The organism is Algoriphagus boseongensis (genome assembly GCF_004362805.1).
Lineage (GTDB): Bacteria > Bacteroidota > Bacteroidia > Cytophagales > Cyclobacteriaceae > Algoriphagus > Algoriphagus boseongensis.
On the sequence record NZ_SNYF01000005.1, the window covers coordinates 216,208 to 228,822 of the forward strand.

Genomic DNA, 12,615 nt, shown 5'->3' on the forward strand with positions numbered 1-12,615 from the left:
AGTTAATCCCAAATATATCTCTCATCATATTCAACATGGTATTTTTTCAAAAAAGCGAGGTATTCCTTCTGAAAAGAATTTTTCTGATGATGCAGTTCTTGATTAAGGATGTAATCCCGAACGATGCTTACCTGACTTGGATTGACTGAAAAAGCTCCATACCCATCCTGCCAATAAAAATCTTTCAATTCAGAAGAAAGGGTCTTCATGTATTTTGAGGAATGGGTTTTCAAGTCCTCCATAAATTTTATTAAAGTGATTTTTTTAGACAGTAAACAAAGGATATGAACGTGATCTCGATGTCCTCCAATTTGAATCGGTTGACAATCCTGATTCTTACAAATCCCTCCTAGGTAGGCATAGAGTTTTTCATCAAAGGGTGGATAAATAAAGGGTCTTCTGAGCTTTGTGCTAAAAATAATGTGGAGGTAATTCTTGACAAATGACTGTGGCATAAAAGTTTCGCCCCTTTGGGGCTTTAGGATAATTATTCCAAATTAAATCAGCGAAGGGTTTTACCCTTCGCTGGTAAATTTTGCCCCTTTGGGGCTGAATTTTTAGAATTTTCCAAAAAAATCAAGGAACTCAAGACAATGAAAAGAAAACCTCAAGCCTATTTCAATCCCGCAATCAATTGATTCAAAGCGAATTTGATTTCCTTGGAATTTAGTACTTCGTTTGCAGTTAAAAGTCCTGTTCCGGTTCCCATCCAAAGCACCTCGTTAGTTTTTGCATCTTGAATTAGGAAAATTACTTTTCCATATTGTCCGTACTCGGTTCGAGGTGGAGAGTAAGAATTGCTGTCAGTCAATCCTACTGTGCTTGAAAAACCCAAGACTTCTTTTTCAAAATCTACCGAAGTAATCACACTCTGAATCAAAAGTTCGGGGTTTTCATCTACCGGTGCGAAGCCGTTTTCAATCAGTTTCTTTTCAAAAATCCGGTTTACTTGAGCGGTATTTTTCGTAACATCTTTTGTCTCGATTACTTTGAAAGTTTTCTTATCAGCCAAATCTGAGGATTTGGTGATTTGATCTACGGTTAATTTTTCAGAGTATTTGGTTCTTTGATCTGCAGTGACTGAGTCGGAGACTTTGCAGGAGCATAGCGCAAAAATTGTGAGGAGGACTGCTAAAATAGTTTTCATGGTTTTTTGGTTTAGGGAAGAATAATTAATGAGACGTAAACTAAAAAATAAAGTTCAATAATTTTCACGATCAGAGCTTTAGAGTGACTTTTTGCTGTAGGTAAATGTCTCGATTTTCGGTTCTCCACTTTCTGAAATGTTCACTTGAAAAATCAGCTGACCACCTTTGCGCTCGATTGTCAAGCCGTCAAACCATGCCTTGTTCTCAGTCATTTCGATCAACTTAAAGGTGGTCCATTCCTCTTTTTCTTCCCATCCTGTAAGGTCTGCACTGAAATGTTTCAATTTCATGGATATGCTTTCTCCCTCCTGGACAAGATTCATGAATTCGGAAAAAACCAATTTTCCATCCTGCCAAAATCGGAAAGTACCCACCATATGTCCATCTACAGCGGGCATCCAGACTTCCTCACATTCTCCTCCCAAACCAGGCCCGGCCCAATAGCCAACCATCCAGTGTAAGTCATCGACCTTCCCTTTTCCAGGTGTATCTTCAGGACTTAGCTGCTTGACTTGGGATAAGGTAGTGTGACTGATTGTCAGGAAAAGGAAAAATGAAAATAAAGCCTTCATCGGGATATTGTTTCCCTGAAGATATTCAAAAAATCAAAGATCATGACGTTTGGGGAGGTCGGGATTCACAAAGGTAAATCCTCTAGCCTCATCTCCCTCGAAGAAATCTATCTGCATCCCCATTAAAAACATGAAGTGTCTTTTTTCGATCAAAACGGGAATTCCTGCTATTTCAAACTCTTGATCCTCAGGCTTTGATTTGTCAAAACCCAATGCATAAGACATTCCTCCGCATCCTCCTCCTTTGACCCCAACCCGCAGAAAATAATTTTCCGGGATATTTTTATTGGCCATGATATGTTTGATTTCGGCCTCTGCTTTTGGGGTGATTTGTATAGGAACTAGCATGGGAGAAAAATCAAAAATTGAGGGCTTTGGTTCAGAAATTTCTTCAAAATTATAGAATCGGCCGGTTTTTTGACCAATCAGAATTACGATATTCGAAAACAAAATCAATTTCATGGAATACTTCTTAGAGCTTTTGAAACTCATTCTTCCGGCAGGTGCAGTTCTTTATGGGATGTATTTGGTTGTGATGTCTTTTCTTTCCAAAGAGCGGGAAAAGATGCTGGTGGATTTAAAAACACAAAACACACAGACTATACTTCCGATTCGTCTTCAGGCTGCTGAGAGGCTTTGCTTGTTGTTGGAGCGAATCACTCCAAATAACTTGGTGAGAAGATCCAATCCAAGCCAGTTTTTGGCGGCTGAGCTACACCCCATGCTATTGAATGAGGTTAGGGAAGAATTCAATCACAACTTGAGTCAGCAGGTTTATTTCTCCGATAAAACTTGGGAAGCAGTGAGAAGAGCTGTGGAGGAAGTTGTCACCATCATTAACTTAAGCAGGCAATCTCTTGAGTCTGAGGCTTCCGGGATGGATTTGGCAAAGGCTATTTTTGCCCTGTCTCTGGAAAGAAAAAATGATGCAATTTCCTATGCTTTGAAAGAGGTCAAATCCGAAGTTCAATTGTATTTCTAAAGACTATGGAGCCATTTACCGAAAAATCTCAAGGAATAATCGACCGTGCAAAAGCCATGTTTGGTAAGCAGGTGGAAGTGATTGTCCGTCAGGAGCAGAAATTGATTGAATTGGTTCAAAATGTAGTAGCAAAAATTTCCAGAGTTGGTCAAAATCCAAAAGTTCAGAAGTTTTTAAAGCCCATCCAGATTTTCATTCGAATGATCAAAGCCCATTTTCGAGGAGAACACAAAATTGCATTTAGCACCTTGGGTCTGATAGTTTTGGCTTTGGTTTACTTCCTTTCTCCTATCGACTTGATTCCTGATTTTCTTGGTTTTTTGGGTTTTGCTGATGATCTATCTGTCGTCATGGCGATATATGCCAAAGTAAGAGACGAAGTGGAAAGTTTCTTGGAATGGGAGCGAACCCAAGAAGTATAAATCCTGTTTCCTTTCCTAAACATTGCGGAATGGAATCTTTAAGTCACCCAGTCACACATTTGATTTTTGAAAAAGGGTTTACCTACCCGGAGTTTGTGAAATTTACTGAATTGCTAGTTCAGGAAAATAGAACCACCGGTGCCAATCAAAGCCCTGCTTATCTGGATTATACCCGAATGTCCTTGCAACGGATGAATCGCTGGAATAAAACTGCTAAGGTTTCCCCGGAAATGGAGAAATTGATTCAGTATATCATTGAGCCACAAAAGTGGCTGATTATCAATGAAGCCTGGTGTGGAGATGGGGCTCAATCCATTCCTTACATTGCCAAATTAGCCGAGCTAAATCCTTTAATTGAGCTACGTATCATCATGCGGGATGAATACCCTGAAATCATGGATGAATATTTGACCAACGGGGCTCGTTCAATTCCTAAAATGGTCGCCTTTACCGGAGATTTGAAATGCGAATTATTTACTTGGGGACCAAAGCCAAAGTATCTTTTGGACAGATACAAAGAATATAAGCATGATTCCAAGGGCCTTCCCTACAAGGAATTTCAGGAAGAGGTGCATCTTTGGTATGCAAGAAATAAGAATAAGGATTTGGAGGAAGAGCTTTATCCCTTAATTAAATCTACTTTGATCTCATGAAAATCGCCTTGATATCCGGAACCTCTGGAATGGTGGGAATGCAGCTGCTCCATCAACTTTTGAAAAGTCCAGAATACAGTTTTGTACTTAGTGTAGGACGGAGAAAGTTGGCGCTTAAGCATGATAAACTGATCCAAATAGAAGGGGACATGTCCAAGATTTTGGAATGGGATTGGGAAGACAAAGTAAAGTCTCAAACTTTGGGAGGAGAATACCATTCGTTTGTAGAAGCAATTCATGCTAAATCGGCGGAAATTCATGCTTTTTCCAGCATTGGAACCACTATCAAAGTCGCCGGTTCTCAGGAAAAATTCTATGCCATCGACCATGATCTAGTCATTTCCTTTGCGGCTTGGGTGAAAAAATTAGGAGCCAGAAAATTCCTTTATGTTTCTGCAATGGGTTCTGATTCTACTTCTTCGATTTTTTATAACCGGGTTAAAGGCGAAACAGAAGAGGATCTCAAAGCTTTTAAATTTGACTATGTCGGACTTTTCCGTCCTTCCCTTTTATTGGGAAATAGACATGAATTCCGTCTTGGCGAGCAGGTAGCTTCAATTGTGATGAAGCCCATGGTTTGGCTGAAATTATTTAAAAACATTCGACCGATTTATGATCACCAGGTGGCCAAGGCGATGGTGAAAACTGCACTTGACTCCAAAGATCAGCAAGCAGATATCATCACTTCCGGACAAATGCAAGATTTAAGTAAATGATAGCAGTAATTCAGCGTGTTTCAGAATCTTCCGTTAAAATCGAAGGGAAAGTCAAATCAGAAATCGGTATCGGATTGATGATTCTTCTAGGGATTGAGGATGCTGATAACCAAGAAGATATTAATTGGCTTTCTAAGAAAATTGTCAACCTAAGAATTTTCCCAGATGAAAACGGAGTGATGAATCGGAGTGTATTGGAAGTAGGAGGAGAGATTCTTTTGATTTCTCAATTTACACTTCATGCCAGCACCAAAAAAGGAAATCGCCCTTCCTACATCAAGGCGGCTAAGCCGGATTTTGCCATTCCCATGTATGAAAAGATGATATCTGCTTTGGAAAATGAGTTGGGAAAATCGATAGGAACGGGGGAGTTTGGGGCGGATATGAAAGTTAGCCTGATCAATGACGGGCCAGTCACGATCGTTATCGACTCGAAAAATAAGGTATAAAAAAGGCCAGCATATCAATCTTGCTGGCCTTTTCAATTTAGGAGTTTCGCTTCCAACTCCTTAGCGACTATTCGTTGTCGACGATAAAACCAATTGGTTCAAGCAGCGTTTCCATTTCTGCGATATTAATGCCTTCAGATGTTCTGTTCATTAATGCAGCAGGGTTAATGCCAGGGGCCCCTTTAGGAAGTTCATACCGTTCCCCGACGATGGCAGTGCCATAGCCCAAATCTCTCATTGATCCGGCTGTGATTCGGCTTAGTGGGTTATCTCCAAGGTTGATAAATCCAGTCATGAGTTCATTCACAAGAATTCCTTCTCTCCAATGAGAATTTCTGGTGCCTTGACCTCCAAGATTTTCAATTGGTAAAAATCCTTCTCCTCCTTCAGCTGCCCAATGTTTATTTGCAGTTTCACCTGAAAAATAAACATCCGCAGTGTTTGTGCCTTTTCTAAGTTCCCTACCGAAACTATTCCAGGCGGTTCCTACACCGAGAACATGTCCCATTTCGTGGACGATCACATCATCAAAAAGATCCAATTGATCTAGAAAATCAAGATCTGCCAAGTCAAAAAACATTACGCCTGTCAACGGAAGAAAATTGGATGTTCTATAGAATCTAGGACCAGCCTGTCCCAGGATTCTTCCAGGGCCATCAATCGGAGCGATTGCCACCTCGATAATCAAGTCGTCTAGCACCTCTCCCGCGCCAATTACGGGAGGAAAACCAACAAAAGCAGAAGGAATTCCTGTCTGAGGTCCAGTTATGGAGTTAACATCTTTAATAATGATTCTTTCCCATCTTGCTGCTGCTTCATCAAAAATTTCTCGCTGACGATCTGTCACCGGGGTTATAAATTTTAATGAAATATTGAATCTTCCCCTGTCATCTCCAGGTGCAGTTGTTGCTCTTGAGTTTAACCCTTGTCCCAATTTTTCTCCGTTCTCAAGGTAAATTGGAGAATCGGGTGTAAGTAGGGTCAAATTACTTTTTTGGAGTTCATTGTTCAAACTGGTTGGGTCTGTTTGGCCAGTTTCTGTTTCCGAACAAGAGAATAATAATGTGGATAAGGCAATACTTGAAGCGATTAGTCCACCTTTTCGAGTAAAATAAGCTAAAGTCATTTAAAATTAGGTTAAAATAATTGAATGAAATTGGCTGAAGCGAAAGCCTTATATATAATTGATTTCTTTTGCCAAATGTTTGAAGGGAGGGGCGTTTAATTTCGAAATATTCTATGCCTTGATAAAAAAACACTGAGTTTCTGTAAACAAATAATTCCAACCACCAAGCAGGGGAAGTGCAGGATGCACTCATTGGGATTAGTTTTTAATTTTAAAAAAATCAATTAGCCATGAATCTACTTTTCCAATGGTTTTTTCCTGTGTATTGCTTGGTAATGTCTTTCCCATTTCACAAAGAACCGAGCTTTCAAAGTATCAAACCTAATCTGGTTTTTATCCTAGCTGATCAATGGCGGGCTCAGGAAATGGGGTACATGGGGAATACCCAGATTTTGACTCCCAATTTGGATCAATTCGCCTCTGAAAGTCTGATTTTTGAAAATTCTATCGCGACTCTACCTGTTTGTGCACCTTGGCGGGCCAGTTTTCTCACAGGGCAATATCCTCTTACTCACGGAATTTTTTACAATGACAAACCCCTTCCAAATAAAGCTTTGACTTTGGGTGAGATTTATAAAGAGGCAGGATACCAAACAGGATATATAGGAAAATGGCATCTTAATGGGCACAAAAGAGGGGAAGAACCCTTCAGTGGTCGGGATAAACCCGTTCCTGCAGATCGCAGACAGGGATTTGATTATTGGAAAGTCAGGGAGGTTACCCATGACTACAACAATAGCTTTTACTTCGATGAAAAGGATGAAAAGCAAACCTGGCCGGGTTATGATGTATTTCCTCAGACCGATAGTGCTATCAGTTTTATGACAAAAAATAAGACCAAGCCATTTGCCCTTGTTTTATCTTATGGACCGCCACATGATCCCTATTTTTCAGCTCCTGCCGAATTCAAAAAGCTCTACGACGCTTCTAATTTAACTCTGAGACCCAATGTCCCGGAAGAATTTCAGGATAGTGCCAGAAGAGTTTTGGCTGGATATTATGCCCATGCAACGGCAATAGACCATGCATTTGGGAAGTTGATCCGTGCTCTGGATAGTCTGGGTATTTCGGATAATACCTTGGTGGTTTTTACCTCGGAGCATGGAGATATGCTGATGTCAAAAGGAGTATTAAAGAAGCAAAGGCCTTGGGATGAGTCTATTCAGGTTCCCTTGCTTATAAGATATCCAGATAGATTGGGCAAAATCTCCAGAAGGATAAAAAATCCAATTGGTACACCAGACCTGCTTCCTACACTTTTGGGCTTAAGTCAATTGGAGAAACCATCTACTATTGAGGGAAGGGATTTTTCGGATGAATTAATTTCTGGGAAAGATATTTCCAATGAGGCATCGTTAATTATGCTTCCTGTCCCCTTTCATGAATGGAGATTTGCGAATGGAGGGCGAGAATACCGAGGAATTAGGACTTCGAGATATACTTACGTAAAAGATTTGAGGGGTCCATGGTTATTGTATGACAACCAATCCGATCCTTATCAACTTACAAACCTGGTGGATAATCCTAAGTATGCATCCCTTCAAAAAGAACTTGAAAATCTGCTTCAAACCAAACTTAAAGAGAGAAAAGATGAGTTTCTGCCGGCGGATGAGTACATGACGCGATGGAATTATCTATATGATCGTCAGGATAGCCTGAGGGCTAGTAATTATCTACAAATCAATAGATAAGAATTCTGTCTTTAGGGAAGGAATAAACAAAGAAGCCGAATAGAAATATTCGGCTTTTGTCTTGTTTTTTGCTTCTAAAAACTCGCTTCTCAAAAATGCTTCCAGCCTTGAGCTTTCAGTTGAACTGCCGTCCCGCTTTTTGTAACTAGGTATTTACCCTCTTCAGCCTTGGTCATGTGGCCGATAAAGTGGATATCTGGATGCTTTTCAAGTTTTGAAAAATCCTTTTGGTCAATGGTAAATAAAAGCTCGTAGTCTTCGCCTCCATTAAGTACACAGGTAATTGGATCCAGATTCAATTCAACTGCGGTGTCGAATGTCTGTTTGTCGATTGGTAATTTATCTTCATAGATCGTTGCACCAACTCCAGAGGCTTTGCAGATGTGAAAAATCTCGGATGCCAAGCCGTCAGAAATATCCATCATAGACGTAGGAACGACTCCCATTTCTTTTAATTCATGGATGATATCCATTCGTGCATCAGGTTTTAACTGTCTGGCTGTAACGATAGTATATTTTTCCAAATCCGGTTTCATATCGGGATTGGCCAAGAATACTTGCTTTTCCCTTTCTAAAATTTGAAGACCTACCAAAGCACCACCCAAATCTCCTGTGACGCAAAGAATATCATTAGCCTTTGCTCCGGAGCGATAGGCTAGTTCTTCTTTTTTGGCTTCGCCAATGGCAGTGATCGAAATAACCAATCCGCTTCGTGAAGCAGTGGTATCGCCTCCTACCAAATCCACTCCATAATGCTCACAGGCGGCATGAATTCCCGAGTAAAGCGCATCAACTGCCTCAACAGAAAACCGGTTGGAAAGCGCAATACTCACCGTGATTTGTTTGGGGATAGCATTCATCGCAGCAATATCAGAGACATTGACAGCAACCGCCTTAAACCCTAAATGCGGCAGGGGTGCATAAGAAAGATCAAAGTGAACTCCTTCCAAAAGTAAATCGGTGGAAACTACCTTTACATGATCTCCAGCATCAATCACTGCAGCATCATCCCCAATTCCTTTAAGAGATGAAGAGTTTTTAAGTTTTACTTTTTCATTCAAATGGTCAATGAGACCAAATTCACCCAATTCACTGATTTCTGTTCGTTTATCCGACATTATAGAATTACGATTTTTGATTTACGATTTTTCTGGACTGGTTCAGGTTTTAGCATTCTGGTCTGAGCCTTACAAACTCCTTCCTGCCTACTGGAAACTGCCTACTTTTTTTCCTGACAAAGTTCAACCAGCACTCCATTGGTACTTCGAGGATGCAAAAATACCACTAATTTATTGTCTGCCCCCTCTTTTGGCGTTTCATTCAAGATTTCAAAGCCAGCATCCTTCAGTCGCTTTACCTCAGCTTGGATATCGGCAACATCAAAAGCGATATGGTGAACTCCTTCTGATTTTTTCTCCAAATACTTGGCAATCGGACTATCTGATCGGGTCGCCTGAAGTAATTCTACCTTGGTTTCTCCCACCTGAAAAAAGCTGGTTTCCACTCCTTCCCCTTCTACCACTTCTGTTTTAAAGTGCTCTTTTCCAAGAAGTCGTTTGAAAAGTTCATTGGATTTTTGAAGGTCAGCAACTGCAATTCCGATATGTTCAATTTTCCTCATGCGCTAAATTTGTATCTTTGTGGCTGAATCTTTTTTTCGAGTAGGGTGTTTTACCCACATTCGAAAGAACTATCAAAGGTAAAGTAAATAAGCTATGATCATCGTCTCAGATAAGGCAAAAGACCGGATTCTTGAATTGAAAAAAGAAGAAGGACGAACAGAAAATGAAAATATCCGAGTGTCAGTCAAAGGGGGCGGATGCTCCGGACTGATGTATGATTTGGGCTTTGATGCCAAAATTGTTGATACAGACCATGTCTTTGAAGACAAAGGAGTAAAGATTATCGTAGATCGTAAAAGTCTACTTTATCTAGCCGGAACTACCTTGGAATTTTCTGATGGATTGAATGGAAAAGGTTTCCAGTTTGTCAATCCAAATGCCAGCCGAACCTGCGGATGCGGGGAAAGCTTCTCCGTCTAAACGTCTTCTTACTAAAAGAAATCAAGAGGCATTCTGAAAAGGATGCCTTTTTTATTTGTGTGTTTATCCCCTCAAAAATCTCATTTCAATTCTCCTAAATTCACTTCATTCCTTACCTTTGCCCACGATAAAAAACGACCCAAATATGGAAGACCAGATCAAAAAGATTGCCTTAAATGACCTACACGTATCCCTTGGAGGGAAAATGGTTCCTTTCGCAGGTTTTAATATGCCAGTTCGCTACAGCTCAGATAATGAAGAGCATCTTTGCGTTCGAAATGGAGTAGGGGTATTTGATGTGTCCCATATGGGTGAATTTTTTGTAGAAGGACCGCATGCCTTGGAGCTGATTCAAAAAGTGACTTCGAATGATGCTTCCAAGTTGGTGGTTGGTCAAGCTCAATATTCTTGCTTCCCGAATGAAACAGGAGGAATTGTGGATGATTTGATCGTTTACAAGTTTTCTGATGAAAAATACATGCTTGTTGTCAATGCTTCGAATATCGATAAGGACTGGGCCTGGGTAAACAAGTACAATACCATGGGTGCTAAGTTGACCAATGCTTCTGACGAGTATTCACTTTTTGCGGTGCAGGGGCCAAAGGCAATCGAGGCTGTTCAATCTTTGACTCCGGTCAATCTTACTGAAGTTAAATTTTACCATTTTACCGTCGGAGAATTTGCAGGAGTGAAAGATGTCATCATCTCCGGAACAGGCTACACCGGCGCTGGAGGATTTGAGATATATGTGAAAAATGAGGATGCAGAGAAGGTGTGGAAAGCCATCTTTGAAGCTGGAAAAGACTTTGACATCAAACCTATTGGCCTTGGAGCCCGAGATACCTTGCGTTTGGAAATGGGATATTGCCTTTATGGAAATGACATCACCGACACCACTTCTCCAATTGAAGCGGGTTTGGGTTGGATTACCAAATTCACTAAGGATTTCACTAATTCTGAAGCCATCAAAAAGCACAAGGAAGAAGGTGTTTCCCGAAAGTTGGTTGGATTTGTAATGCAGGAAAGAGGGATTCCAAGAGGACACTACCCAATTGTTGACGCTGCAGGAGAAATCATCGGAGAGGTGACTTCCGGTACCCAATCTCCAAGTATGGGTGTGGGGATTGGTTTGGGTTATGTGAAAACAGAATTCAGCAAGCCCGGAACAGAGATTTTCATCCAGGTAAGAAATAAAAATCTCAAAGCTCAAGTTGAAAAACTTCCTTTATTGAAAGGATAATGAATCATATAGAAGTTTGCTTTAGTCCGGATCTGATTCATTTGCATGAATTGGAAGGAAAAATCGTGGTAGTGGTGGATATTTTTCGAGCCACCTCTACCATGGTTGCAGCTTTGGCAAATGGAGTAAAGGAAATTCTTCCTTTTGCAGACTTGGAGTCTTGCAGAGCTATGGAGAGCAAGGGCTTTAAGATTGCTGGTGAGCGCAATGGCCATACTGCTCCCGGATTTGAATTGGGAAATTCCCCAGTTGCCTTTTTATCCGGAAACTATTCGGGAATTCGATTGGCGATGACTACCACGAATGGAACTCAAGCCATTGATAAATCCCAGGGAGCAGCTGAGATTTTGATTGGAGCCTTTCCAAATCTTGAAGCTACTGTCGCTTTTATCCAAGCTAAAGGGAAAGACGTCTTGGTGCATTGTGCAGGGTGGAAGGGTAGATTCAATTTAGAAGATTCTCTTTATGCTGGTGCTTTGGTTAAATCTTTGGAATCAACCCATTTGGCAGATGAGGATGGAGCCTTGGCTATGAAATCACTTTTTGAACGGGAAGGCCATCAGTTGAAAACCTATTTATCTCAAGCTTCCCATGCGAAAAGGCTTCAGAATCATGGCATCGATGCAGATATAGATTTCTGTCTTACATTGGATTTATATGATTTGGTTGTAAAGGTTAATGAAGAAGGTTTTTTAGTTCAGGTATAGGAAATGTTTTTTGGATGAAATAGATTTATAGTTTATAGATTAAATCTTTTCAAAATGATTCTTATCCTTTGGGGTTTATTAAACCTTTTTTTGATGTTGGCTTTCCTGTTTTTTGCCTTAGGCTTGATCCTACGAGGAAGGAAATTTTTTGAAGGCTATAATTTAAAGCACGTTTTTCTGGTTTTGTTTATCGGGATTTCCGGGTTTTTGTTAATGCCAAAATCGAAGAAAACTGAAGCCCGGATTATTTATGGGAAGATGGAGGTAATTCGGATTGAAGAGAATTTGACCAATTCTATTTTTTTGAATTTAGTTCGGGATAAAGATACCGGTGAGATTCTACAGGAAGAGACCAACTCAACCATGAGTGGTTTTGTGGCAGGAATAGATTGGCATCACTTGGGAGTCTCAGAAAAGGACGAGAAACTTATCCTTGAAGGATTTATTACTTGGAGATTATTGGGTTGGAGAGTCCTTGATTCATTCCATTCCTATGAGGTTCCCGATTTTAATCTTCCCATTGAGTGACCTTTGTCATGGTTTTTTAGCTGAGGAAGGGGTAGACTTGTCTTAAGATAAAATCCCTAAAAGCTATGATCAGAAAACATCCCCTAACCGAAGAATTTCCAGAGTTTGAAGAGAAAATCCTTGAGCTTAAAGTAGACAATGAGTATTTCAAAAATCTATTTGATTCCTATGACGAACTCGACCACGAGATTTACCGGATTGAATCAGATTCTGAACCCGCTTCCGATGAAACCATAAATCAACTTCGAATTAAGCGCCTGCACTTGAAGGATGAGATTTATCAATTTTTAAAAGATAACTAAGTCAAAGCCCTGAATTTCCAGGGCTTTTTTAGTGTCT

At 40.4% G+C, this 12,615-nt stretch carries 18 protein-coding genes; 11 read left to right on the forward strand and 7 right to left on the reverse strand.

The window, feature by feature from the left end; all coding sequences use genetic code 11:
• Positions 1-2: 2 nt before the first annotated feature.
• From tnpA to DFQ04_RS00975, 4 genes are all read right to left on the reverse strand, one after another.
• Complete coding sequence (gene tnpA, locus DFQ04_RS00960; RefSeq protein ID WP_133551800.1) at positions 3-455, reverse strand: IS200/IS605 family transposase; 453 nt, start codon at positions 453-455, stop codon at positions 3-5.
• A 158-nt stretch (positions 456-613) separates the two neighbouring features.
• Positions 614-1,147: a DUF4136 domain-containing protein gene (locus DFQ04_RS00965; RefSeq protein ID WP_133551802.1), complete on the reverse strand. Its 534-nt coding sequence runs from the start codon at positions 1,145-1,147 to the stop codon at positions 614-616.
• Between the two features lie 78 nt (positions 1,148-1,225).
• A complete protein-coding gene (locus DFQ04_RS00970) occupies positions 1,226-1,720 on the reverse strand; it encodes a DUF6265 family protein (protein ID WP_133551805.1) in 495 nt (164 codons plus the stop codon).
• 33 nt (positions 1,721-1,753) lie between these two features.
• A complete protein-coding gene (locus DFQ04_RS00975; RefSeq protein WP_133554282.1) occupies positions 1,754-2,068 on the reverse strand; it encodes a HesB/IscA family protein in 315 nt (104 codons plus the stop codon).
• 112 nt (positions 2,069-2,180) lie between these two features.
• Here DFQ04_RS00975 and DFQ04_RS00980 point away from each other — a divergent pair, with 112 nt between their 5' ends.
• The 5 genes from DFQ04_RS00980 to dtd are packed head-to-tail and all read left to right on the forward strand — an operon-like array spanning position 2,181 to position 4,942.
• Entirely contained in the window at positions 2,181-2,702 is a 522-nt protein-coding gene (locus tag DFQ04_RS00980; protein WP_133551807.1) for a DUF7935 family protein, read from the forward strand.
• A gap of 5 nt (positions 2,703-2,707) precedes the next feature.
• Positions 2,708-3,124, forward strand: coding sequence for a YkvA family protein (locus DFQ04_RS00985; protein WP_133551809.1), 417 nt, complete (start codon positions 2,708-2,710; stop codon positions 3,122-3,124).
• Between the two features lie 29 nt (positions 3,125-3,153).
• Complete coding sequence (locus DFQ04_RS00990; RefSeq protein ID WP_166637225.1) at positions 3,154-3,777, forward strand: thioredoxin family protein; 624 nt, start codon at positions 3,154-3,156, stop codon at positions 3,775-3,777.
• On the forward strand, positions 3,774-4,493 hold the full coding sequence (locus DFQ04_RS00995; RefSeq protein WP_133551813.1) for an NAD-dependent epimerase/dehydratase family protein: 720 nt from the start codon (positions 3,774-3,776) through the stop codon (positions 4,491-4,493). Before DFQ04_RS00990 ends, DFQ04_RS00995 begins: the two co-directional genes overlap by 4 nt.
• Positions 4,490-4,942 (forward strand): D-aminoacyl-tRNA deacylase, encoded by a 453-nt coding sequence (dtd, locus tag DFQ04_RS01000; RefSeq protein ID WP_133551815.1) that lies wholly within the window; start codon positions 4,490-4,492, stop codon positions 4,940-4,942. The genes DFQ04_RS00995 and dtd overlap by 4 nt, the downstream gene beginning before the upstream one ends.
• Positions 4,943-5,009: 67 nt before the next feature.
• Here dtd and DFQ04_RS01005 read toward each other — a convergent pair whose 3' ends face one another.
• Positions 5,010-6,068: a leishmanolysin-related zinc metalloendopeptidase gene (locus tag DFQ04_RS01005; protein ID WP_133551817.1), complete on the reverse strand. Its 1,059-nt coding sequence runs from the start codon at positions 6,066-6,068 to the stop codon at positions 5,010-5,012.
• A 230-nt stretch (positions 6,069-6,298) separates the two neighbouring features.
• Between DFQ04_RS01005 and DFQ04_RS01010 the strand changes: the two genes are divergently transcribed.
• A complete protein-coding gene (locus DFQ04_RS01010; protein WP_133551819.1) occupies positions 6,299-7,759 on the forward strand; it encodes a sulfatase family protein in 1,461 nt (486 codons plus the stop codon).
• Positions 7,760-7,848: 89 nt separating this feature from the next.
• Here DFQ04_RS01010 and thiL read toward each other — a convergent pair whose 3' ends face one another.
• Positions 7,849-8,877 carry a thiamine-phosphate kinase gene (gene thiL / locus DFQ04_RS01015; protein WP_133551821.1) on the reverse strand — a complete coding sequence of 343 codons (1,029 nt, stop codon included), beginning with the start codon at positions 8,875-8,877 and terminating at the stop codon, positions 7,849-7,851.
• 101 nt (positions 8,878-8,978) lie between these two features.
• Entirely contained in the window at positions 8,979-9,380 is a 402-nt protein-coding gene (mce, locus tag DFQ04_RS01020) for a methylmalonyl-CoA epimerase (protein WP_133551823.1), read from the reverse strand.
• 94 nt (positions 9,381-9,474) lie between these two features.
• On the opposite strand from mce, the gene DFQ04_RS01025 reads away from it, so the two are divergent.
• The 5 genes from DFQ04_RS01025 (at position 9,475) to DFQ04_RS01045 (ending at position 12,578) form a co-directional block, all read left to right on the forward strand.
• Positions 9,475-9,801, forward strand: coding sequence for a HesB/IscA family protein (locus tag DFQ04_RS01025; RefSeq protein ID WP_133551825.1), 327 nt, complete (start codon positions 9,475-9,477; stop codon positions 9,799-9,801).
• A gap of 145 nt (positions 9,802-9,946) precedes the next feature.
• Entirely contained in the window at positions 9,947-11,041 is a 1,095-nt protein-coding gene (gene gcvT / locus DFQ04_RS01030; protein ID WP_133551827.1) for a glycine cleavage system aminomethyltransferase GcvT, read from the forward strand.
• A complete protein-coding gene (locus tag DFQ04_RS01035; protein WP_133551829.1) occupies positions 11,041-11,748 on the forward strand; it encodes a 2-phosphosulfolactate phosphatase in 708 nt (235 codons plus the stop codon). The genes gcvT and DFQ04_RS01035 overlap by 1 nt, the downstream gene beginning before the upstream one ends.
• A 54-nt stretch (positions 11,749-11,802) precedes the next feature.
• A complete protein-coding gene (locus DFQ04_RS01040) occupies positions 11,803-12,276 on the forward strand; it encodes a hypothetical protein (RefSeq protein ID WP_133551831.1) in 474 nt (157 codons plus the stop codon).
• A 65-nt stretch (positions 12,277-12,341) separates the two neighbouring features.
• The gene (locus tag DFQ04_RS01045) at positions 12,342-12,578 is read left to right on the forward strand and encodes a YdcH family protein (RefSeq protein WP_133551833.1); all 237 of its coding nucleotides are present in this window, start codon (positions 12,342-12,344) and stop codon (positions 12,576-12,578) included.
• Positions 12,579-12,615 lie beyond the last annotated feature (37 nt).

What these genes read in the sequence shown, in the direction of transcription:
- DFQ04_RS00970 (WP_133551805.1), bottom strand. Translation starts at nt 1,720, where the DNA reads ATGAAGGCTTTATTTTCATTTTTCCTTTTCCTGACAATCAGTCACACT.
- DFQ04_RS00995 (WP_133551813.1), top strand. Translation starts at nt 3,774, where the DNA reads ATGAAAATCGCCTTGATATCCGGAACCTCTGGAATGGTGGGAATGCAG.
- tnpA (WP_133551800.1), bottom strand. Translation starts at nt 455, where the DNA reads ATGCCACAGTCATTTGTCAAGAATTACCTCCACATTATTTTTAGCACA.
- DFQ04_RS01035 (WP_133551829.1), top strand. Translation starts at nt 11,041, where the DNA reads ATGAATCATATAGAAGTTTGCTTTAGTCCGGATCTGATTCATTTGCAT.
- mce (WP_133551823.1), bottom strand. Translation starts at nt 9,380, where the DNA reads ATGAGGAAAATTGAACATATCGGAATTGCAGTTGCTGACCTTCAAAAA.
- DFQ04_RS00965 (WP_133551802.1), bottom strand. Translation starts at nt 1,147, where the DNA reads ATGAAAACTATTTTAGCAGTCCTCCTCACAATTTTTGCGCTATGCTCC.
- DFQ04_RS01010 (WP_133551819.1), top strand. Translation starts at nt 6,299, where the DNA reads ATGAATCTACTTTTCCAATGGTTTTTTCCTGTGTATTGCTTGGTAATG.
- DFQ04_RS00990 (WP_166637225.1), top strand. Translation starts at nt 3,154, where the DNA reads ATGGAATCTTTAAGTCACCCAGTCACACATTTGATTTTTGAAAAAGGG.
- DFQ04_RS00980 (WP_133551807.1), top strand. Translation starts at nt 2,181, where the DNA reads ATGGAATACTTCTTAGAGCTTTTGAAACTCATTCTTCCGGCAGGTGCA.
- DFQ04_RS00985 (WP_133551809.1), top strand. Translation starts at nt 2,708, where the DNA reads ATGGAGCCATTTACCGAAAAATCTCAAGGAATAATCGACCGTGCAAAA.
- DFQ04_RS01025 (WP_133551825.1), top strand. Translation starts at nt 9,475, where the DNA reads ATGATCATCGTCTCAGATAAGGCAAAAGACCGGATTCTTGAATTGAAA.
- DFQ04_RS00975 (WP_133554282.1), bottom strand. Translation starts at nt 2,068, where the DNA reads ATGCTAGTTCCTATACAAATCACCCCAAAAGCAGAGGCCGAAATCAAA.
- dtd (WP_133551815.1), top strand. Translation starts at nt 4,490, where the DNA reads ATGATAGCAGTAATTCAGCGTGTTTCAGAATCTTCCGTTAAAATCGAA.
- thiL (WP_133551821.1), bottom strand. Translation starts at nt 8,877, where the DNA reads ATGTCGGATAAACGAACAGAAATCAGTGAATTGGGTGAATTTGGTCTC.
- DFQ04_RS01045 (WP_133551833.1), top strand. Translation starts at nt 12,342, where the DNA reads ATGATCAGAAAACATCCCCTAACCGAAGAATTTCCAGAGTTTGAAGAG.
- gcvT (WP_133551827.1), top strand. Translation starts at nt 9,947, where the DNA reads ATGGAAGACCAGATCAAAAAGATTGCCTTAAATGACCTACACGTATCC.
- DFQ04_RS01005 (WP_133551817.1), bottom strand. Translation starts at nt 6,068, where the DNA reads ATGACTTTAGCTTATTTTACTCGAAAAGGTGGACTAATCGCTTCAAGT.
- DFQ04_RS01040 (WP_133551831.1), top strand. Translation starts at nt 11,803, where the DNA reads ATGATTCTTATCCTTTGGGGTTTATTAAACCTTTTTTTGATGTTGGCT.